The organism is Litorimonas sp. RW-G-Af-16 (assembly GCF_048319245.1).
Taxonomy (GTDB): domain Bacteria; phylum Pseudomonadota; class Alphaproteobacteria; order Caulobacterales; family Maricaulaceae; genus Litorimonas.
Genome location: NZ_CP166993.1, coordinates 554,921 through 572,669, shown reverse-complemented (window position 1 = coordinate 572,669; position 17,749 = coordinate 554,921). Strand labels below are relative to the sequence as shown.

The 17,749-nt window shown below is 52.9% G+C and carries 20 protein-coding genes and 1 pseudogene; 9 read left to right on the top strand and 12 right to left on the bottom strand.

Annotation, left to right across the window (positions count from 1 at the left end; translation table 11 throughout):
- Nucleotides 1-2 precede the first annotated feature (2 nt).
- Both purN and AB8615_RS02770 read left to right on the top strand, forming a co-directional pair.
- Nucleotides 3-572, top strand: a complete 570-nt coding sequence (gene purN, locus AB8615_RS02775; RefSeq protein ID WP_418152590.1) for a phosphoribosylglycinamide formyltransferase — start codon at nt 3-5, stop codon at nt 570-572.
- Between the two features lie 133 nt (nt 573-705).
- Nucleotides 706-2,064: a TadE/TadG family type IV pilus assembly protein gene (locus AB8615_RS02770; RefSeq protein ID WP_409433421.1), complete on the top strand. Its 1,359-nt coding sequence runs from the start codon at nt 706-708 to the stop codon at nt 2,062-2,064.
- A 181-nt stretch (nt 2,065-2,245) separates the two neighbouring features.
- Here AB8615_RS02770 and ndk read toward each other — a convergent pair whose 3' ends face one another.
- Nucleotides 2,246-2,668: a nucleoside-diphosphate kinase gene (gene ndk / locus AB8615_RS02765; protein ID WP_409433420.1), complete on the bottom strand. Its 423-nt coding sequence runs from the start codon at nt 2,666-2,668 to the stop codon at nt 2,246-2,248.
- Nucleotides 2,669-2,764: 96 nt separating this feature from the next.
- On the opposite strand from ndk, the gene AB8615_RS02760 reads away from it, so the two are divergent.
- The 3 genes from AB8615_RS02760 to AB8615_RS02750 all read left to right on the top strand — a co-directional run bounded on the left by AB8615_RS02760 (nt 2,765) and on the right by AB8615_RS02750 (nt 5,550).
- The gene (locus AB8615_RS02760) at nt 2,765-4,090 is read left to right on the top strand and encodes an ABC-F family ATP-binding cassette domain-containing protein (protein ID WP_418152589.1); all 1,326 of its coding nucleotides are present in this window, start codon (nt 2,765-2,767) and stop codon (nt 4,088-4,090) included.
- A 50-nt stretch (nt 4,091-4,140) separates the two neighbouring features.
- On the top strand, nt 4,141-4,650 hold the full coding sequence (locus AB8615_RS02755; RefSeq protein ID WP_418152588.1) for a hypothetical protein: 510 nt from the start codon (nt 4,141-4,143) through the stop codon (nt 4,648-4,650).
- Nucleotides 4,651-4,743: 93 nt separating this feature from the next.
- The gene (locus AB8615_RS02750; RefSeq protein WP_409433418.1) at nt 4,744-5,550 is read left to right on the top strand and encodes a hypothetical protein; all 807 of its coding nucleotides are present in this window, start codon (nt 4,744-4,746) and stop codon (nt 5,548-5,550) included.
- On the opposite strand, the gene AB8615_RS02745 is transcribed toward AB8615_RS02750, so the two are convergent.
- Nucleotides 5,547-6,035 carry a hypothetical protein gene (locus AB8615_RS02745; protein WP_409433417.1) on the bottom strand — a complete coding sequence of 163 codons (489 nt, stop codon included), beginning with the start codon at nt 6,033-6,035 and terminating at the stop codon, nt 5,547-5,549. The genes AB8615_RS02750 and AB8615_RS02745 overlap by 4 nt on opposite strands.
- 87 nt (nt 6,036-6,122) lie before the next feature.
- On the opposite strand from AB8615_RS02745, the gene trmD reads away from it, so the two are divergent.
- The 3 genes and pseudogenes from trmD to AB8615_RS02730 all read left to right on the top strand — a co-directional run bounded on the left by trmD (nt 6,123) and on the right by AB8615_RS02730 (nt 7,967).
- Nucleotides 6,123-6,854 (top strand): tRNA (guanosine(37)-N1)-methyltransferase TrmD, encoded by a 732-nt coding sequence (gene trmD / locus AB8615_RS02740; protein WP_409433416.1) that lies wholly within the window; start codon nt 6,123-6,125, stop codon nt 6,852-6,854.
- Nucleotides 6,841-7,233: pseudogene (gene rplS / locus AB8615_RS02735) on the top strand (50S ribosomal protein L19); the annotation flags it as partial. The gene trmD and the pseudogene rplS, both read left to right, overlap by 14 nt.
- Before the next feature lie 134 nt (nt 7,234-7,367).
- The gene (locus AB8615_RS02730) at nt 7,368-7,967 is read left to right on the top strand and encodes a peptidylprolyl isomerase (protein ID WP_418152587.1); all 600 of its coding nucleotides are present in this window, start codon (nt 7,368-7,370) and stop codon (nt 7,965-7,967) included.
- A 68-nt stretch (nt 7,968-8,035) separates the two neighbouring features.
- On the opposite strand, the gene AB8615_RS02725 is transcribed toward AB8615_RS02730, so the two are convergent.
- From AB8615_RS02725 to AB8615_RS02685, 9 genes are all read right to left on the bottom strand, one after another.
- Nucleotides 8,036-8,536, bottom strand: a complete 501-nt coding sequence (locus tag AB8615_RS02725) for a F0F1 ATP synthase subunit B (RefSeq protein WP_409433414.1) — start codon at nt 8,534-8,536, stop codon at nt 8,036-8,038.
- Between the two features lie 11 nt (nt 8,537-8,547).
- Nucleotides 8,548-9,102: a F0F1 ATP synthase subunit B' gene (locus tag AB8615_RS02720; RefSeq protein ID WP_409433413.1), complete on the bottom strand. Its 555-nt coding sequence runs from the start codon at nt 9,100-9,102 to the stop codon at nt 8,548-8,550.
- A 21-nt stretch (nt 9,103-9,123) separates the two neighbouring features.
- Nucleotides 9,124-9,351: a F0F1 ATP synthase subunit C gene (locus AB8615_RS02715; RefSeq protein WP_409433412.1), complete on the bottom strand. Its 228-nt coding sequence runs from the start codon at nt 9,349-9,351 to the stop codon at nt 9,124-9,126.
- A gap of 48 nt (nt 9,352-9,399) precedes the next feature.
- Nucleotides 9,400-10,164 (bottom strand): F0F1 ATP synthase subunit A, encoded by a 765-nt coding sequence (locus tag AB8615_RS02710; protein WP_409433411.1) that lies wholly within the window; start codon nt 10,162-10,164, stop codon nt 9,400-9,402.
- Nucleotides 10,161-10,535, bottom strand: coding sequence for an AtpZ/AtpI family protein (locus AB8615_RS02705; RefSeq protein ID WP_409433410.1), 375 nt, complete (start codon nt 10,533-10,535; stop codon nt 10,161-10,163). Before AB8615_RS02705 ends, AB8615_RS02710 begins: the two co-directional genes overlap by 4 nt.
- 175 nt (nt 10,536-10,710) lie before the next feature.
- Nucleotides 10,711-14,154, bottom strand: a complete 3,444-nt coding sequence (gene smc, locus AB8615_RS02700) for a chromosome segregation protein SMC (protein WP_409434116.1) — start codon at nt 14,152-14,154, stop codon at nt 10,711-10,713.
- Nucleotides 14,155-14,168: 14 nt separating this feature from the next.
- The gene (locus AB8615_RS02695) at nt 14,169-14,864 is read right to left on the bottom strand and encodes a thioredoxin domain-containing protein (RefSeq protein ID WP_409433409.1); all 696 of its coding nucleotides are present in this window, start codon (nt 14,862-14,864) and stop codon (nt 14,169-14,171) included.
- 112 nt (nt 14,865-14,976) lie between these two features.
- Nucleotides 14,977-15,687 (bottom strand): thioredoxin domain-containing protein, encoded by a 711-nt coding sequence (locus AB8615_RS02690; RefSeq protein ID WP_409433408.1) that lies wholly within the window; start codon nt 15,685-15,687, stop codon nt 14,977-14,979.
- Between the two features lies 1 nt (nt 15,688).
- Nucleotides 15,689-16,213: a DUF721 domain-containing protein gene (locus tag AB8615_RS02685; RefSeq protein ID WP_418152586.1), complete on the bottom strand. Its 525-nt coding sequence runs from the start codon at nt 16,211-16,213 to the stop codon at nt 15,689-15,691.
- A 58-nt stretch (nt 16,214-16,271) separates the two neighbouring features.
- Between AB8615_RS02685 and mutY the strand changes: the two genes are divergently transcribed.
- Nucleotides 16,272-17,348: an A/G-specific adenine glycosylase gene (gene mutY / locus AB8615_RS02680; protein ID WP_409433406.1), complete on the top strand. Its 1,077-nt coding sequence runs from the start codon at nt 16,272-16,274 to the stop codon at nt 17,346-17,348.
- Between the two features lie 13 nt (nt 17,349-17,361).
- On the opposite strand, the gene AB8615_RS02675 is transcribed toward mutY, so the two are convergent.
- Nucleotides 17,362-17,703, bottom strand: a complete 342-nt coding sequence (locus tag AB8615_RS02675; protein WP_409433405.1) for a DUF2853 family protein — start codon at nt 17,701-17,703, stop codon at nt 17,362-17,364.
- Nucleotides 17,704-17,749 lie beyond the last annotated feature (46 nt).

The window sequence follows — 17,749 nt, the reverse complement described above, 5'->3', positions numbered from 1 at the left end:
GCGTGAAAACAGCCGTTCTGATTTCGGGGCGCGGGTCAAATATGATGGCCTTGCTAGATGCGGCGAAATCGCCTGATCACCCCGCCGAGATTACACTGGTCATTTCCAACCGTCCCGAAGCGCTTGGCCTCGAAAAGGCGGATGCGCGCGGGATCAAAGCGATTTGCATTGACCACCGCGACTTCGACACCCGCAAAGATTTTGAGCAAGAGCTTCATGCCGCCCTGATCGCGCATGATATAGAATTTATTGCCTGTGCAGGATTTATGCGCGTCCTGACTGGCGGTTTCGTTGCCAAGTGGGAAGGTCGTATGATCAATATACACCCCTCGCTTCTGCCTAAATATAAAGGCCTGCACACCCATGCCCGCGCGATTGAAGCGGGAGACACCGAACATGGCTGCTCTGTGCATTGGGTAGCAGAGGGCGTCGATACGGGCGCGGTGATAGCACAAGCGAAAATCGAAATCCTGCCGGACGACAATCCCGACACTTTAGCCGCACGTATCTTGGTGCAAGAGTTAGACCTCTACCCCGCCGCCCTTGCAAAGGCGATCCGCGCATTGTCTTAAAGGGTGATTAACCCTGTTTTGCGGTAATACGTTGTTAAGGGTAAATCGAAAGCCCTTCTAAAACCATTTTCCCTAAGAAGCACCTGTTATGGCTCCATTGTGGGGTTCATGTGGGAATTGGGAAAAAACTGTTATGTCTATATTTAACAAGACGACAGCGCTTCATCGTCGGTTTATTGATGATGAAAAAGGCAATATGGGTTTAACATTTGCTTTGACAGCGACTGTTATGATTGGCCTTATGGGTGCGGCGATGGATTACTCCACGCTGAGTAATGCGCACAAGCGGTCGCAAAATATTGCTGACTCAATCGCGCTGAACGCTGCCATCTTCGTCAAAAATCATGGGCGAGCGCCTGAGAACAACGAAGAAGGCTACATGGATGGCCAGAAATATTCTGCAGCGGATCTTGGCTACGACTTCAAAGGTTGGGTTGCAGGGGGCGCGGATAATGTCGACGTCAAAGTCATCTATGATGATAATAAGAAAGAAGCTATCGTTAAGGTCAGCGGCAAAACTGTCCCGACTTTCATGCAAGTCATGGGCAAAGAACGCTTAGATTTTTCTACTGAATCTGTTGTGTCATACATGCAGGTTGACGAGAAATTCCCAGCCTCTATCGCGCTTGTTTTGGACACGTCTGGTTCCATGCAGTGGGATGATAAATTTGCGGAAACAGACGGTTCGTCTCCCGACGACGCTGCGCCGCGAATTGATGGTCTAAAAACGTCAGTTAAGAATTTTAACAGAGATTTGAAGCGTCGTCTGGGTCAGCAGAATAACCAAATTCACCGGACAATTCGTATGGGCATGCTGCCATATAGCTCTGAAATCATTACATCTGGACAGGTGAATATGAAGTGGGGCTTTATCGGTAACAATAAAGTGAATGCTTTGACGCCATCTGGATCAACAAACTCTAACCCACCTATGGCAATGGCCAAAACGTGGTTGGACGGCGAGGAAGCCAAACACCGTCGGGAAGCAACCCGTAATAACGAGGATTATAAAGAACCCCTAAAATTCGTGATCTTTATGACGGATGGTCAAAACACTGTGGGTGATTTTGAATTTATTCCTGATCAAGAATCCAACCGCTTTTACGCTTATAAGTCTCTTTTCGGAAAGTCTACGCGTTGGTGGTATTCTGGCAGCTCGCCATATGATGGGGACTTCCAAGAAGGTTGGCTGCGTCGTGATACTGACCGCTTAACGATTGATACCTGCAACGACATGAACGAAGAGGGTATTGAGGTCTTCACGATTGGTTATGCGCTGCAAGTTGGCCTCTACAACGCCAATAATGAGTATGACGAATACGATACAGAACCTGTGACGCATGAAATGAACGCGGCGGCGCATGCTTTGCTCGCAGCCTGTGCGACTGAAGCCGAGAACTTTATCGAAGCCAATGACGGCGAAGAACTCGTAGCTGCATTTGACCGTATCCAAAATGCGATCGTCGAAGAGTTGATCCGGATTAAATCCTAAATCACTATTATAATCAGATATGAAAAAGGCCGGGTATCATGCCCGGCCTTTTTTGATTCTATTCTGGAAAATTAAACTCACACAGTCGCTTTTTAGCAGTTTAACTTTTGCCATTTTAAGCTGAAAATTGATCTAAGGTTGATCAATTTTCAGCTTATTTAATGACGATCAAAAATGTAAACTAACCTACGATTTCGTCTTCCGTGAAGAAGAATTTAATCTCTTCCGCAGCTGTTTCTGGTGCGTCTGATCCGTGAACTGTGTTGGCGTCAATGCTTTCGGCATATTCCGCGCGGATTGTGCCAGCGTCAGCGTCAGCTGGGTTTGTGGCGCCCATCACTTCGCGGTAGCGCGCAATCGCGTTTTCACCCTCGAGGACTTGGACGACGACAGGGCCAGACATCATGAAATTGACCAAGTCATTATAGAACGGACGCTCTTTATGCACGGCGTAGAAACCGCCAGCTTGCTCTTTGGTCAGTTGCAAGCGCTTTTGCGCGACGATGCGCAGACCCGCTTCTTCGATCTTGGCGTTGACTTTGCCTGTGATGTTACGCTTTGTAGCGTCAGGCTTGATGATTGAGAATGTGCGTTGAATGGCCATATCTGGCTCCCTCGTTAAGTTAATCTGGTGATTTGAAATCTCGCGCACCCGTTAATAGTCTCTTGCCTAGATGTAAAGCCATGATAGCACGCGCCTATGCTTCATATTAATGATCTGACATATCGTATTGAAGGTCGCCCGCTTTTTGAGAAAGCGACACTCGCGATCTATGCAGGCAGCAAGGTTGGGCTTGTTGGGCGTAACGGTACGGGCAAATCCACGCTCTTTCGCTTAATCAAAGGCGAGATTAGTCCCGATGACGGCGAGATCAATCTGCGCAAAAACATGCGCCTGGGCGCAGTCGATCAAGAGGTTCCCAGCGGCTCGCAATCGCTTATCGCAACCGTTTTGGCCGCTGATACAGAACGCGCCGATCTACTGGCCGAAGCCGAAACGGCGACAGATCCCCTGCGCATCGCCTATATCCACACACGCCTTGGCGATATTGATGCCTATTCCGCGGAAGCACGCGCCGCATCTATCCTCAATGGGCTAGGCTTTGATGCAGAAGACCAGCTCAAGCCTTGCGCCGATTTTTCGGGCGGTTGGCGCATGCGGGTCGCCCTCGCCGCCATGTTGTTTGCGCAGCCAGATATGCTGCTACTGGATGAACCAACGAACTATTTGGACGTTGAAGGCGCGGTCTGGCTAGAGGCGCATATTCGCAAATACCCAGGCACAGCCCTGATCGTGTCCCATGACAGAGATTTCTTGAATGAAGCTGTCACGCATATCGCGCACCTCCGCGAGGGACGGCTCTACTCTTACACAGGCGGTTATGATGCGTTTGAGCGGCAGCTGGCGGAGCAAAATCGCCTGAACATGGCACTTATGGCGAAACAAGAAGATGAGCGCCGCCATTTGGAGGCCTTCGTCACACGTTTCCGCTACAGCGCCTCCAAAGCCAAGCAGGCGCAGAGCCGCGTCAAAAAACTTGAAAAAATGCAGCCTGTCGCGACAATCATTAGCGACCCCATCGCCCCCATCGTCTTGGAAGGCCCAGACCGCCCTCTCTCTCCGCCGATTATTCGATTTAATAATGTTGATCTCGGCTATGGCGAGCTGACGGTCCTCCGCCGCATTGATCAACGAATTGATGAGGATGACCGCATTGGGCTGCTCGGCAAAAACGGTGAAGGTAAATCGACTTTCGCCAAAGCGATTATGGGCGAAATTGACCCGTTGAATGATGGTCATATCAAGCGCCACAAAAAACTGCGCATTGGCTATTTTGCGCAGCATCAGATTGACGCCCTCAATCCTGTCGCCTCAGCCTATGATCATATCGTCGAACTCATGCCTGACGCAACGGAAGCGCAGCGCCGTGCGCGTCTTGCAGGTTTTGGTCTGGGCGTGAAAAACGCGGAGACCCCGCGGGCGATTTATCAGGTGGCGAAAAAGCGCGCCTACTCTTCTCGCTGATCGGGTTTCACAAACCGCACCTTCTCGTCCTCGATGAACCAGCCAATCATTTGGATATTGATAGCCGCGCGGAGTTGATCAAATCCCTCAATGCTTATGAAGGCGCAGTCTTGATTATCTCGCATGACCGAAACTTGCTGGAGTCTGTTGTCGACCGCCTATGGCTCGTCAATAAAGGCAGTGTCACCTCCTATGACGGGTCATTGGAAGAATACCGCATCATGCAGTTGGAGAAGGACAAGACTGACAAAGGGAGTGATGAAAAGTCCGTCAACTCTCGCAAACAATCCCGCCAAGATCGTGCCAAAGCGCTTAAATCTATCGCACCTTTTAAGAAGAAAGCCGATGCGCTGGAGGCGAAGTTAGATAAAGCCCAAATCGAATTAGCGCTCATCGACAAGGCGCTTACAGTTACCGATCTGTTTACCAAGAACCCTGATGAAGCTGTGAAATTAGGCCAAGATCGTGTATGTTTAGAGAAGATGATTGAGGGTCTGGAAGCAGATTGGCTCACCGCTCTTGAGGCTTATGAGAGAGAGCGAGACGCCGCTGATTTATAGGAATAACCTATAATTAGCTTTTTTGCCTTAGTCAGGGGGATTATTTTAGCCGTTACGACTGGGCTGGTCGTGACCTGTGGGATGGCCAAGCCAATGTTTAACACACGTTTAATCCGTGAAGACGACGCAATTTTACAATTTGAAGCCCTTGCCTGGTTGATGCGCACCTATGGTCCGACGATCAGGCCAACTGTGCCCTCGCCTCTGCACAAATCAAAGCAGTTAAACGATCTCTGCCACGACGAGATGGACACACGCTCCGTCTATGTTTGGGCCGAGGATAGCTTTGGTGAGATCAAACACGCGTCTAATATGAGCGAATGGGAAATTGGTCTCGTCGCGATGACCGGGGTACCGCAAGACGGCGGTTTAGAGATGCATGTCCCGCCAAACACGGATGTCGTCCTCTATGACCCATCGCGCTGTGAAGACGCTGGTTATTTTCCAGCAATAACCCTGATGCAACTCGCAGAAATTCAATGCCAACCATTCCAGCCAGAAGCAGGGCTGAGCCCGCTCATGCAAGGCATGCTAATTCTGGCGTCGGGCGCTTATAACGGCCAAGGCTTTGCTCTCGCCAACCTTGTACCTGATGTGTCGGAATACCTCACGGCAGAACGGGATGTTCGTCGTGTGCCTTTTAGAATTATCGAAAACACGCTTTGCTTTGCAACCTGCCTTAATTTGATGACAAAACGACAATCGCCAGAGCAGATTGTCGCGACATATGGCACGCTTATGCCGACAGGATTTCGGAAGAAAATCCGTCAAGCTTGTCGCCAAATCGAAACCTTTCAGGAAGAGCTTAAATTGCTGCAAATCTTGGCCGAACCAAAAGCACAAAACCTCACGGATCAGCTCCATAATACCAGTTGGGGGCCGCGCGCAGACGTTGCCTAGCCGCAGCGGATTTCCTGCAAGTAACCGTCAACGTCCAGTTCTAGCGTCAGGCGATTGCCGTCCTCCGGGCCGAGCTGAATACGGTCTGTGACGGTGCGAATAGACGGCGCATACAAGACTTGCTGAGGGAGATAGTCTCGCACCTCTAGCAAAGGCGGATCTGGATCAATGCCAGCCACTTGCTCCGTCTCAAAGTCCTCCAAGAAAGCGGGTTTTAGGACCCGCTTTCGTCCTGGCAGACCTGCAATATAAATCGCCCCCTCATGTTGCCCCACAAGCCCCGCATAGAGCTGTGAGCGGCACGCATCGATGGCTGGGATCATAGGCGTCGGGGACGGTGCAAGCCAGTCTGGGCGAATATACTGCCCCTGCCCAGGACGTGGCTGATACTCGGGATAATAACCGCCGCCCTGCCCATATCCTGCGCGCGCGCATGCGCCTAGCAGCGTCAGGCCTAGCCCCATCAATATCAATCCACGAATCATAGCCGCAGACTGCCCCCAAAGCGTTTACGCCGCGTTAACCATAGCGCGCTCTGGTCAAGTCGCAGGGAAGGCTGTAAGAGCCGCCTCATGACGAATTCATCCGAAAATCCATGGAAAGCGAGCGTATTGACGCTCTTTCCCGATGCCTTCCCGGGTGTCCTGGGCGCGTCTATCATTGGCGGGGCTGAAAAAAGCGGTATTTGGCAGCTAGAGACTGTGGACATTCGAGATTTTTCCGTTAATAGGCACCGAACTGTCGATAGCACACCTGCGGGTGGCGGCCCTGGCATGGTGTTAAAACCAGACGTGGCGGCAAAAGCTATCGATAGCGTGGCAACTGCATCGGATAGTCGCCCACTGATATATCTGACCCCCCGGGGTAAGCCATTGACGCAATATCGCGTTAAGGCGCTTGCCAAGGGACCGGGTCTTATTGTGTTTTGTGGACGGTTTGAAGGGCTTGACCAAAGGGTGATCGAAGCCCGCCAAATGGAAGAAATTTCCATCGGTGACTTCGTTCTCGCAGGCGGTGAAGTAGCAGCCCAAGCCATGATCGAAGCGTGTGTGCGTTTGCTCCCGGGGGTTCTGGGAGATTTGGACAGCACCACGGAAGAGAGTTTTGAAGACGGTTTGTTGGAGTATCCGCTCTATACCAAGCCAAGAGAGTTTGAAGGCCGGACTATTCCGGATGTGCTGTTATCGGGTGATCATAAAAAGATCGCAGAGTGGCGGCGCAAGCAACAAATAGAGATTACCAAGGCGCGTCGGCCGGATTTGATCGACACGTCAGAACATGGAGACGATCATGAACGTGATTGAAAAACTGAATAAAGCCGAAGAAGCCCGCCTTCTGGAAACCAAGCAAATTCCTGATTTCTCAGCTGGCGACACGCTAGTCGTTCAAGTTCGGATTACGGAAGGCACACGCACACGTCTGCAGGCCTTTGAAGGCGTTTGTATCGCACGTTCAGGCGCTGGCCTAGCCGAGAGCTTCACCGTTCGTAAGATCAGCTACGGCGAAGGTGTCGAGCGCGTCTTCCCACTTTTCTCCCCACTCGTTGAGGAAATCGAAGTCAAGCGTCGCGGTAAAGTGCGTCGTGCGAAGCTCTACTATCTTCGCGATCGTCGTGGTAAGTCTGCGCGTATCGTCGAGCGCACAACAGGTCGCGGCATGTCCAAAGGACGCGCTGTCAAAAAATAAGCGCCTCGCGCGCATTTGAATTTTAAAGCCGTCTTATGTCCTGCGTTCGCGCTTTTGGCATAAGGCGGCTTTTTCTATGGGACATTCAATCCCAAGCTTGACTTCCCCTTGAGGCTGCGCAGATTGACGTTATGAAAAACCTCATCACCCCTGCCCTCCTCTCCGCGATCATCACACTGTCAGCTTGCGCGGATAAGCGCCCCAATGTGATATTTGAGACGGATCTTGGGCAGATTGAGATCGAAGTCTATCAGGATAAGGCTCCGATCTCTGCGGCAGATTTCCTCTATTACGTTGATGAAGGCCTATATGATAATGAAGGCTTTTACCGCGTTGTGAACGCCGAGAACGATCCACGCGGCATGGGCATGTCCCTGATCCAAGGCGGGCGGTTGGATATGCAGAAAGTCACCTCCTCTATCGCCCATGAACGTATGAGCGAGACAGGATTGCTTAACAGCGCGGGCAGCGTGTCAATCGCGCGGGACGAACCTGGCACAGGCTCTGCGGCCTATTTCTTCATCAATATCGGCGACAATAATTTTCTCGATTACGGCGGGGAGCGCAATCCGGACGGCGAGGGCTATGCTAGCTTTGGCCGAATCGTCAGCGGTATGGACACGGTCGTCAAAATCCAGAGCCAGGAGACAGCAGAGGCGTCTGATGACGCCGTAACTCGCAATCAGATGCTAGTGCAGCCCGTCCGCATCAAACGCGCCTACCGCAAATAGTCCATAAAAAAACACCCCGATATTCGCATATCGAGGTGCATTATTCGGGTGGGTGGCAAACCGTTAGCCTAGCTGAGTGTTTTACCCATTTGTGCCAAACCATCTTTGAACAACTTTGTTTGATCCGCCGACGTCAGGTCGGAACGCAGAATTTTCTCCGCGGCGTTCACCGCCATGTCTGCTGCGCGAGATTTCACTTCGGCCATGGCTTGTGCCTCAGCATTGGCGATCTTGGCTTCAGCTTGCGCTGTGCGACGCTCCAGACGTTCTGCAAGGTCTTTACGAGCCTGCACAGCCATGATTTCGGCATCATGACGCGCTTGCTTCACAATCGCTTCCGCTTGGTCTTCCGCCTCTTTTTGCTGCCGCTGATAGCTGGCGAGCAAAGTCTGCGCTTCTTCACGCAAACGGCGCGCTTCGTCTAATTCTTCGCGGATTTTATCAGCCCGCGCATCGAGTGCGCTTGCGATTTTTTTGTGAATTCCAAAATAGAGGAGTGCGACAAGAAAAATAACGACTGCAAGGAAAACCCAAACTGTTGCGCCGCCAGGATCAAAATCAAAATACATTGTGTCTGTCCCTAGTTCAACGCGGCTTTGGCTTTCGCCGTAGTCACTTTTTTGCCTGTCAGAGCTTCAATCGTCGCTTGCGCCGCATCTGCCGCCACAACTTCAATATTCGCCAGCGCTGCCTTGCGAACATCGCGAATACGGGATTCAGCTACAGCAGCATGTGCTGCTGCCTCAGCATCCGCTTCGGCTAGCTCGGCCTCTAACTCGGCATCAACGGATTGACGCGTTGTCTCAGCAACATTGCTAGCCTTCGCCCGCGCGTCCGAGAGTGCCTGCTTATAAGCTTTCTCGGCTTCTTCAGCCTCACGCTGCATACGTGAAGCGGCGTCCAGATCATCTGCAATGCGAGAGCTACGCTCCTCCAACGTCTCGCCAATCCTCGGAAGGAAGATTTTGGACAAGAGGAAGTAGAGAACGAAAAAGCTCAGGAGCAGCCAAAATATTTGAGATGGGAATGTCGCAGGGTCAAGCGGCGGAAAAGCTTTTTCCGCTGCATCACTGGCGTTGGCTGCAGGTTTCGCTGCAGCCGCCATCAGGATATTGGCCTTTATTGCACTTAACATGGCTATGCCTTAATTTTGGCCCTATTTAACGAAGAGTAGGATCAGAGCGACCGCGAATGAGAAGATGCCCAGGGCTTCTGTCACGGCGAAGCCGAAGATCAGGTTGGCGAACTGGCCTTGTGAGGCGGATGGGTTACGGAGAGCGCCTGACAGGAACTGACCGAAAAGGTTACCCACACCGATACCGGCACCTGCCATACCCAAACAGGCCAAACCTGCACCGATATACTTTGCTGCTTCTGCTTCCATTTTAATTCTCCTGTGAATGGGTTTATTTTGCAGTATTCTATTTTATTCTTAGTGGCCTGGATGAAGCGCATCTGACAGATAAACGCAAGTCAGTAGGGCAAAAACATAAGCCTGAACGAAGGCCACCAGAAATTCGAGGGGCACAAGCGCTAGCACCAGTGCGTAAGGGACAACCGCGCCGAGTGTCGTCATGATTCCAGATGCGGCGAACATCGCAACCGCGAAACCCGCAAAAAGCTTGAGCAGGATATGACCCGCGAACATATTCGCCCAAAGACGAATAGAATGACTGATTGGGCGAGAGATAAAGGACACAATCTCGATCGGCATGACCAAGAGAGCTTTTAAGATAAATGGCACGCCTGATGGCCAGAACAATTTGAGAAAGCCGAAGCCGTTTTTGTAAATGCCGTAGCCAATCACAAGGAACCAGACCATCAACGCCAAAACCACTGTCACAATAACATGGCTCGTTATTGTGAAGAAGAACGGGATCATGCCGAGCAGATTGCCGAATAAGATAAAGATAAAGAGCGTGAAAACGAAGGGGAAGAACCGCAATCCGTCCTTGCCCGCTGTCGAGCGGATCATATTGGCGACAAATTCGTAGGAGACTTCTGCAACGGATTGCGCGCGACCCGGCACCAGCGAGCGCTTGCCGGTTGAAAGCAGCAGCCACACAAGCACACAGGCGACTGTGACGACCATCATCAGGGCCGAATTGGTAAAGCTGATGTCGAATTTTCCAACTTTCAACTCTGCCAATGTGTGCAGATCGAATTGTGAAATCGGATCTAGTCCTGCAGCAATCATGCGTCGTCTTCTTCTGTTAGCGGCAGGTCCTGACCTAAGTCCCCGTCCATTCCTTCTTTCGCCGCGCGGGTAACATTTAAAACGCCCGCCGCAAAGCCAAAAATTAATCCCAGTAACAGTCCCCAAGGAGACGATCCAAGGAGCTTGTCTGCGAAATACCCCAGAGCCACCCCAACTAAAATTGCCGCTGAAAACTCACCGGCATATCGTATCCCTTTGCCCAAATTGGAATTGCCATCTGGCCGCTGTCTCTCAAACTCTTCATTGGCACGATGCTTAGCGTCTAGCTTAGCCTTTAGCGCTGCGAGCGCTGCACGGTCAGTGGCGGGAGAGGATGGGCTGTCGGGCGAATGTCCTTTGTCTTGAGACATGAGTGTAACTTTCGTCTTTCCTAGCACCAAAATAGCCCTCTGAAAGCGCGCGGAAACTAGCCAAGCGCTCTTCATAAGTCAACAGCCCGCCAAACCCTCTAACATACTGAAACTCTTGTATTTTCGATAATTTATCAGACCTGCGACAAAAGGGGTGCATTTTTGCACCGCGAGCCTATTCCGCCGCGACGAGCTTCTCCGCTTGGCCAAGTTCGATAGAGAGCAGTTGCGAGACGCCCTGCTCGGCCATTGTCACACCAAAGAGGCGGTCCATGCGGGACATAGTCACGGGATTATGCGTAATCGCGATGAATTTCGTATTTGTCTGCTTCTTCATTTCTTCCAGCAGGTCGCAATAGCGGGACACATTGGCATCATCCAGCGGCGCATCCACTTCGTCCAAAACGCAGACAGGCGCGGGATTGGATAAGAACACCGCAAAGATCAGCGCGGTCGCTGTCAGCGCTTGCTCACCGCCCGACAGGAGCGACATGGCTTTGAGAGATTTGCCCGGCGGGCGGGCCATGACTTCGAGGCCAGCTTCCAAGGGGTCATCTGATTCGGTCAGGGCCAATGCCGCCTCCCCGCCGCCAAAGAGTGTCACGAAGAGGCGCCCGAAATGGCCGTTGACCATATCAAAAGCCTTTAGCAGCCGCTCGCGGCCTTCTGTGTTTAGCTCATCAATCCCCTCACGCAGACGCGCGATCGCAGCGATCAAGTCTTGGCGTTCATCATTCATGGCGGTCAGGCGTTCTTCCTGCTCAACGGCTTCTTCGTCCGCGCGTAAATTCACGCCACCCATTTTTTCGCGCTCATGTGACAGGCGTTCTAGCTTGCGCTCAATATCATGTTCAGACAGACCAGAGTCTGCATCCAACTCACCCAAATGCGCTTTGAGTTCAGACGGCTCGCAGCTGAGAGTTTCGTTAATGCGAGCTTTTGTCTCTGCAATTCGTTCCTGCGCCGCGTTCAGCCGCGCCTCCGCACCTGCCCGCGCTTCACGGGCTTCGCCATGCGCTGATTCGGCCTCACGAGCGGCGTATTGCGCCTCTGACGCTTCTGTCTCAGCCTGCGAGAGGGCATCTGCTGCGGATGTGCGACGTGCTTCGGCGGCGGCTAAATCCGCAAACAAACGATCACGCCGTTCTGCAAATTGGTCAGGGCCTTCAGTCGCAGCTTTCAAGGACATCGTCGCAGCGGCAGATCGCGCCTCTAACGCATTGACGCGCTCGGTCGCAGTCGCCGCACGTTTGGCCCAATCCGCACGTTCTGTCTCAACAGCTTTCAAACGAGCTGCCCGCGCCTCGGCGTCATTCTTGAGGCTACGGTATTGTGCGCTCGCCTCGTCTGCGGCATCGCGCGCTTGCGATAGCTTTTCTGACAAAGCGTCCAATTCGGCAGAAACATCATCCTGTTTCGCCAATTCGTCCCGCGTAGCTTGCGCCGTTGAGAGTTGCTCCTCCAGTTCAGCAATCTCTTTGGACAGCCGCGCAATACGATCTTCCAGCGAGCGCTTCTCCGCACTTTCGCGGGCAATATCTGTTTCGTATTGCGCGAGAGCCGCTTGGGCTGCGCGGTCACGGCGTTCAAGATCAGGCAGGGCGGAGCGGGCCTCTTTGGCCGCAGTAATCGCTGCGTCGCGTTTGATACGGGTCGCCTCAAACGCTTGCGTCGCAGTCGCCAGCCTGGCATCAAATTCTTTGATTTCGGCCGTCAATTCTGTCAGGCGGTTTTGCTGTTTCAGCTTCATCGCCGCCGACGTTTCAACGCCCGCCGCCATATTAAAACCGTCCCAGCGTGCGACTTGACCGTCTTTCGTGACAAGGCTTTGACCTGGCGATAACTGCTTGGCCAGTGCAGCAATGTCGCCAGTTTCGACAACACCGATTTGAGACAGACAGGCGGATAATTCTGCTGGCGCAGTAACCTTATCGGCGAGAGGCGTCACGCCGTTTGGCAAGTTCTGTTGCGGCATTTCGGCCCCACTCCAGACCATGGCAGCATCCGTGCCAATAGCAGCGTCCAAATCTTCGCCCAGCACAGCCGCCAAAGCCTGTTCATAGCCAGGTTTGGCTTTCACACTATCCAAAGCAGGTGTCCAATCGGCTTGATCCCCGCGCGACAAAATACGCTCAATCGCGGTTTTCTCGGCCGATAATTTGCCCAATGACTGACGCACATCTGATAGGGCATCGCGAGCAGCTTGATCGACGTCTTCCGCCTCTGCGCGTTTGGCTGACAAAGTTTGTTCTTGCGCACGAGCCGCTTCGAGGGCGGTCAACGCATCTTTGGCCCCAGCGGCAAAGAGGTTCGCCCCTGCCCCGCTATCCTTGTTCAGACCATCAAGTCGCGATGTGGCCTCTTCACGCTCATTCTTGAGGCGGAACAGACGCTGCTCAAACTGGCTGACTTCGCGGGCATTGGCGTCCGTGCGAGCCGTTTGTGCCGCCGCTTGACGGTTCAGCGCATTGTAATCTTCGTCCAACGCATTGCGGGTTTGCAACGCTTCCGCTGCCGCGTCGGCTGCCGCATCAAGCGCAGCGCTGGTATCTTTAACCGCTGACAGGGCGGCAAATTCCTCGGACAGTCGAGCTTGGGCTTCCTCACTGTCCATCACAATGCCGCTCTCACGCTCCAGATCAGCGGCGAGTTGGTCGATTTGGCGCTCTAGTTTTTTGATCTCTGTATTGGCCGCGTTTTCATCCGCTTCCAGTGCTTCCTTAGCTGCATTTAATCGCGCCAATAATGCCGCAGCAATCAACTGCTCTTCACGTTTAGGATCAAGGAGGCCAGCGAGTTCAGAGGCTTTGCGGGTGAGTTCTGACGCTTTTGTTGCCGTGTCCGCAACCTGTGCTTCACAGGCTTTCAATGCGTCCTGCGCACCCGCGAGTGTGTCGAGAGCCGCCTGCCAGCGTTTGAGCCATAGCAGTGCTTTATACTCGTTAATCTCACCTGCGAGGCGCTTGTATCGTGTGGCTTGGCGGGATTGGCGGCGCAGAGAGAGTAGCTGGCTTTCGATCTGCCCGATAATATCATCCAGTCGATCCAGATTATTCTCAGCCGCCCGCAGACGTAGCTCAGCCTCGTGACGGCGCGTGTGGAGGCCCGAAATGCCTGCGGCTTCTTCCAAAATGCGGCGACGGTTGGACGGCTTTGCCGCGATCAGCTCACTGATTTGGCCTTGGCGCACCAACGCGGGCGAGTTCGCCCCTGTTGACGCATCGGCAAATAGTAGCTGCACATCCTTGGCCCGCACAGTCTGACCGTTGATTTTGTATTTAGAGCCGCCGCCCTTCGTAATGACCCGCATGACTTCGAGTGTGTCAGCATCGTTAAACGCTGGCGGCGCGATACGGGCAGAATTGTCGACGCTTAGCATTACGTGGGCTTGATTTCGGCCTGGGCGCGTTTTGGTGCCATTGAAGATGACGTCGTCCATGGCCGCGCCGCGCATGGCTTTGGCAGAATTAGCACCCATAACCCAACGAATGGCTTCGAGTAGGTTAGACTTGCCGCAACCATTTGGCCCGACAATCCCTGTTAGTCCTGATTCGATCAAAAACTCAGTCGGCTCGACGAAGGATTTAAATCCCGCCAGCGTGATAGAATTGAACGCCAAAGACCCCATAAGAGCTACTCAGTCGGCTCAGCAGGCGCTTTAGCTGGCACAGCCTCGCCCAATAGCGGAAGGATCACTTCGTCCATGCTCTCTAGCGTGAAGACTTTTGATTTCTCGCCATTGATGAAGAAGGACGGCGTGCCAGACACACCTGCATCAACACCGCCTTGGACAACCGCGTCATATTTCGCGCGAATGTCTTGATTTTGCATACAGGCGAGAAATTCATCTTCTGACAGGCCAGACGCTTTGGCCAAGCTGACATAGGCATCACGCGCTTTGCCTTGATTGGCCATTTCAAAGATTTGTTTCTGACGCTCAAACTGCAGCTTGATATTTTGCATGAATTTGTCTTCAGCTGCACACATGGCGATCATGTGACCCGCATCGGCCAGCTCTGCTGGGCTCGTTGGGAACGGACGGAAGACGTAGCGAACTTTGCCTGTATCAACATATTTCGCCTTAAAGTCAGGATAAACTGTCGTCGCCCAGTTCGCACATGCCCCGCAAACAACGGAGGCATATTCGACGACTGTCACCTTGGCGTCTTTATTGCCGATCGCGTAATCCCCTGCGACTTCATATTGGCCGCCCTCGGACACTGTATCGGTAGAGGTCGCCTCTCCGCCGCCACAAGCGATCAGGGCGACAGCGGCAAAGGCGCTGACAATTAAGGAACGGCGCGAATCAAATAGGGTAGAATCAAACATAGGTCAGTCTCGCAATTTATGGATAGATATCAAGTCATGGCTTAAGGTTCTGTTAATCCGTTAAAGAAACCTTACGCGCAAGCTGTGGATGAAAGACGGTTTAGCCGTCAAATCAGTGTTTATGGCCGCTATGATCCGTGTGTGCATCTTCGCGTGTCATCTCGTCTGGCATGGTCGATACGCCCATTTCGTCCATTGTTTTGATCATATCGACAATGGTCTTGGAATCTTGCGGGCCTTTATACGCCACGCCATTAACGAAAAAGGCCGGGACGCCTTTGACTTTTGCGGCTTCAGCCCGGTCTTGGGATAGGCTGATATGGTCGAACTGGCTCTCATCGCGGAGGCAGGCTTCGATCTCTGTATCATTGTTGAGTCCCGCCAGCGCACCGACTTTGGCATAGGCCTCTTGGCCCTTGCCCGCTTTGGCATCGGCGAAAATGTCTTCTTGCTGCTTCATCTGGTATTCGATCACGTCAAAATAAGAATCCTTAGGCGCACATTCCGCCATCATAAAACCTGTCATAGACAAAGCCGCTGGCGCAGTTGGCAACTCCCGCATGACGAAACGTAGCTTACCTGTCTCAACTAGCTCTTTTTTGACCGTCGGCCATTCGTCAGAAAACCAGCTGCCGCAATGGCCGCATGTGACAGAGGCCCAAACGATCATGGTTGTGGGTGCGGTTACGTCGCCAATGGCGTGATCATCAGGGGCTTCGGTCAAGACATAATCCGGAGCTTTTGGGATTGGCGTTTGCTGCGCCAGCGCGGGTAAGGAGAACGCACTTAAAGCAGCAACTCCTAAGAATAATGACTTCAACATATTATGGCTTCCTATCTAACATAACGCCGCGCCCTAGTTTCTCGAGCGCTTGCTTTAGCCCGCTTTGTTTGACCTGAGAAAGGCTATCTTGCAGTTGTTCGGCCTCGCGCGGCGATAGACCGCGCTTGGGGACTGCGGATTGGGTGGCGGTCATTTTGGACTGCACGACGCGGAGCTTGGTCACGTGACCCTCGCCTAAATGCGCGTTTAAGCGCTCGATGATGGGGCGACTCGCGGCCATGATCAGGGCAGCCGCTGGTCCTGGGGCAGATATAATAAGGGTATGACCATCCTTACTGCCAACAAACCTGACTGGCGAGGAAATCTTGGACCAGCGCGGGCCCATAATATCAGGCCAGACTTTGCCGAGCGCCAAAGCCGAGCTACCACCGCCCCGCCCCTTGGACAGCGGACGCATCACGCGGTTCACTGCCATACCAGCCGTCGGCGCTGGCCGAAATTGCGGCTTGGCGCGTTTGCTCTCTAAATATTGCGTCAGAGCGATATCTGTATTGCGTTTATCCATACTTGCCTCAAATTGGCCTATTGCGGGGCGGGCGTAAAGGCGACAGAGCATATTGAGAATGAAATCTTCGACAGATATCCGAAAGATGCGGGATAACTTGCTCGCCTGGTATGATGCGCAAGGGCGCACCTTACCTTGGCGTGTGCGTCCCGAAGATCGTGCGCGTGGGATAACCCCTGACCCCTACGCAATCTGGCTGTCCGAAATTATGAGCCAGCAAACGACGATCCCACATGCCACACCTTATTGGGAGAAATTCTTAGCTGAGTTTCCTACGGTCATCGATTTGGCCAATGCTGACCGAGAGCAGGTCATGGCGATGTGGGCGGGGCTGGGTTATTATGCGCGGGCGCGGAATCTTTATAAATGCGCGCAAATCGTGCGGGACGAGTTCGGCGGTGTGTTTCCGCAGTCAGAATCCGAACTGCTCAAGCTGCCGGGCATTGGCCCTTACACAGCGGCAACGATAGCCGCGATCTGTTTTGATGAGGCCACCAATATTGTCGACGGCAATGTAGAACGTGTGATTAGTCGAATCTTTCGTGTCCAAAACCCACTGCCCAAAGCGAAAAATGAGCTACGAGATTTGGCACGCGCGCTGGCATCACCGAAACGCGCGGGGGATTATGGGCAAGCCCTGATGGACCTTGGCGCGACGGTCTGCACGCCGACTTCGCCAAAATGCAAAGCCTGTCCGTGGCAAACATTTTGCGCGGCGTTCAAAGCGGGCGACCCAACTGACTTTCCGAAGAAAATGCCCAAGAAAAAGCAGCCCATTCGCTACGGCGCTGTCTTTATCTTGCTGAGGGGTGAGGAGATTTTGTTAGAGCGCCGCCCTGATACAGGATTGCTCGGTGGCATGACGGGACTGCCTGGCACAGAGTGGGCCAGCAAGCCGCCCAAAGACCCCTTTGCCGCCGCACCAGCTATGCGGAATTGGGAGAAGCTCGACGGCCCCGAAAAAGATGGCCGCGTCAAACACGTCTTTACACATTTTGAATTGCGGCTGGATATTTACCGCGCTGAAACGGCACAGAAGCCTGATGGGCATTGGGTTGCGGTTGCAACCCTGCCCGATCAGGCTGTCCCAACCGCCTACAAAAAAGCCCTGCGCGCGGCAGGGCTTCCCACATAAGTCTGAGAGCTATCTACTTGTAGACGTTCTCTTTATTAAAGTGCTTGGCGAGCAGATAATACACGACCGCGCGATATTTGGATTTCGTCGAGCGACCATACTGATCCATCACGGCGTTGATCGCTTCATCAAGTTTTGGGCCATCAGACAGACCGAGCTTTTTCATCAAGAAGTTCTTTTTGACTGTCTCTAGCTCTTTTGGATCGGACGCGGACACAGTGGACGAGTCGCGATTATAGATTGACGGGCCACAGCCAATCGTCACTTTCGTCAAGAAATCCATATCTGGATTGACGCCGCATTTCTCTTTCAAGTCGGCTGCATATTTTGCGATTAGATCGTCACGTTTACTCATAGTCTGTCCCCTAAATTGGTTAGTTCAACTCACTGAACATCAGCGA

Excerpts from the sequence above, each read along its gene's own strand:
- AB8615_RS02770 (WP_409433421.1), top strand. The coding sequence starts at position 706 with ATGTCTATATTTAACAAGACGACAGCGCTTCATCGTCGGTTTATTGAT.
- ndk (WP_409433420.1), bottom strand. The coding sequence starts at position 2,668 with ATGGCCATTCAACGCACATTCTCAATCATCAAGCCTGACGCTACAAAG.
- AB8615_RS02760 (WP_418152589.1), top strand. The coding sequence starts at position 2,765 with ATGCTTCATATTAATGATCTGACATATCGTATTGAAGGTCGCCCGCTT.
- AB8615_RS02750 (WP_409433418.1), top strand. The coding sequence starts at position 4,744 with ATGTTTAACACACGTTTAATCCGTGAAGACGACGCAATTTTACAATTT.
- AB8615_RS02745 (WP_409433417.1), bottom strand. The coding sequence starts at position 6,035 with ATGATTCGTGGATTGATATTGATGGGGCTAGGCCTGACGCTGCTAGGC.
- trmD (WP_409433416.1), top strand. The coding sequence starts at position 6,123 with ATGACGAATTCATCCGAAAATCCATGGAAAGCGAGCGTATTGACGCTC.
- AB8615_RS02730 (WP_418152587.1), top strand. The coding sequence starts at position 7,368 with ATGAAAAACCTCATCACCCCTGCCCTCCTCTCCGCGATCATCACACTG.
- AB8615_RS02725 (WP_409433414.1), bottom strand. The coding sequence starts at position 8,536 with ATGTATTTTGATTTTGATCCTGGCGGCGCAACAGTTTGGGTTTTCCTT.
- AB8615_RS02720 (WP_409433413.1), bottom strand. The coding sequence starts at position 9,102 with ATGTTAAGTGCAATAAAGGCCAATATCCTGATGGCGGCTGCAGCGAAA.
- AB8615_RS02715 (WP_409433412.1), bottom strand. The coding sequence starts at position 9,351 with ATGGAAGCAGAAGCAGCAAAGTATATCGGTGCAGGTTTGGCCTGTTTG.
- AB8615_RS02710 (WP_409433411.1), bottom strand. The coding sequence starts at position 10,164 with ATGATTGCTGCAGGACTAGATCCGATTTCACAATTCGATCTGCACACA.
- AB8615_RS02705 (WP_409433410.1), bottom strand. The coding sequence starts at position 10,535 with ATGTCTCAAGACAAAGGACATTCGCCCGACAGCCCATCCTCTCCCGCC.
- AB8615_RS02695 (WP_409433409.1), bottom strand. The coding sequence starts at position 14,864 with ATGTTTGATTCTACCCTATTTGATTCGCGCCGTTCCTTAATTGTCAGC.
- AB8615_RS02690 (WP_409433408.1), bottom strand. The coding sequence starts at position 15,687 with ATGTTGAAGTCATTATTCTTAGGAGTTGCTGCTTTAAGTGCGTTCTCC.
- AB8615_RS02685 (WP_418152586.1), bottom strand. The coding sequence starts at position 16,213 with ATGGATAAACGCAATACAGATATCGCTCTGACGCAATATTTAGAGAGC.
- mutY (WP_409433406.1), top strand. The coding sequence starts at position 16,272 with ATGAAATCTTCGACAGATATCCGAAAGATGCGGGATAACTTGCTCGCC.
- AB8615_RS02675 (WP_409433405.1), bottom strand. The coding sequence starts at position 17,703 with ATGAGTAAACGTGACGATCTAATCGCAAAATATGCAGCCGACTTGAAA.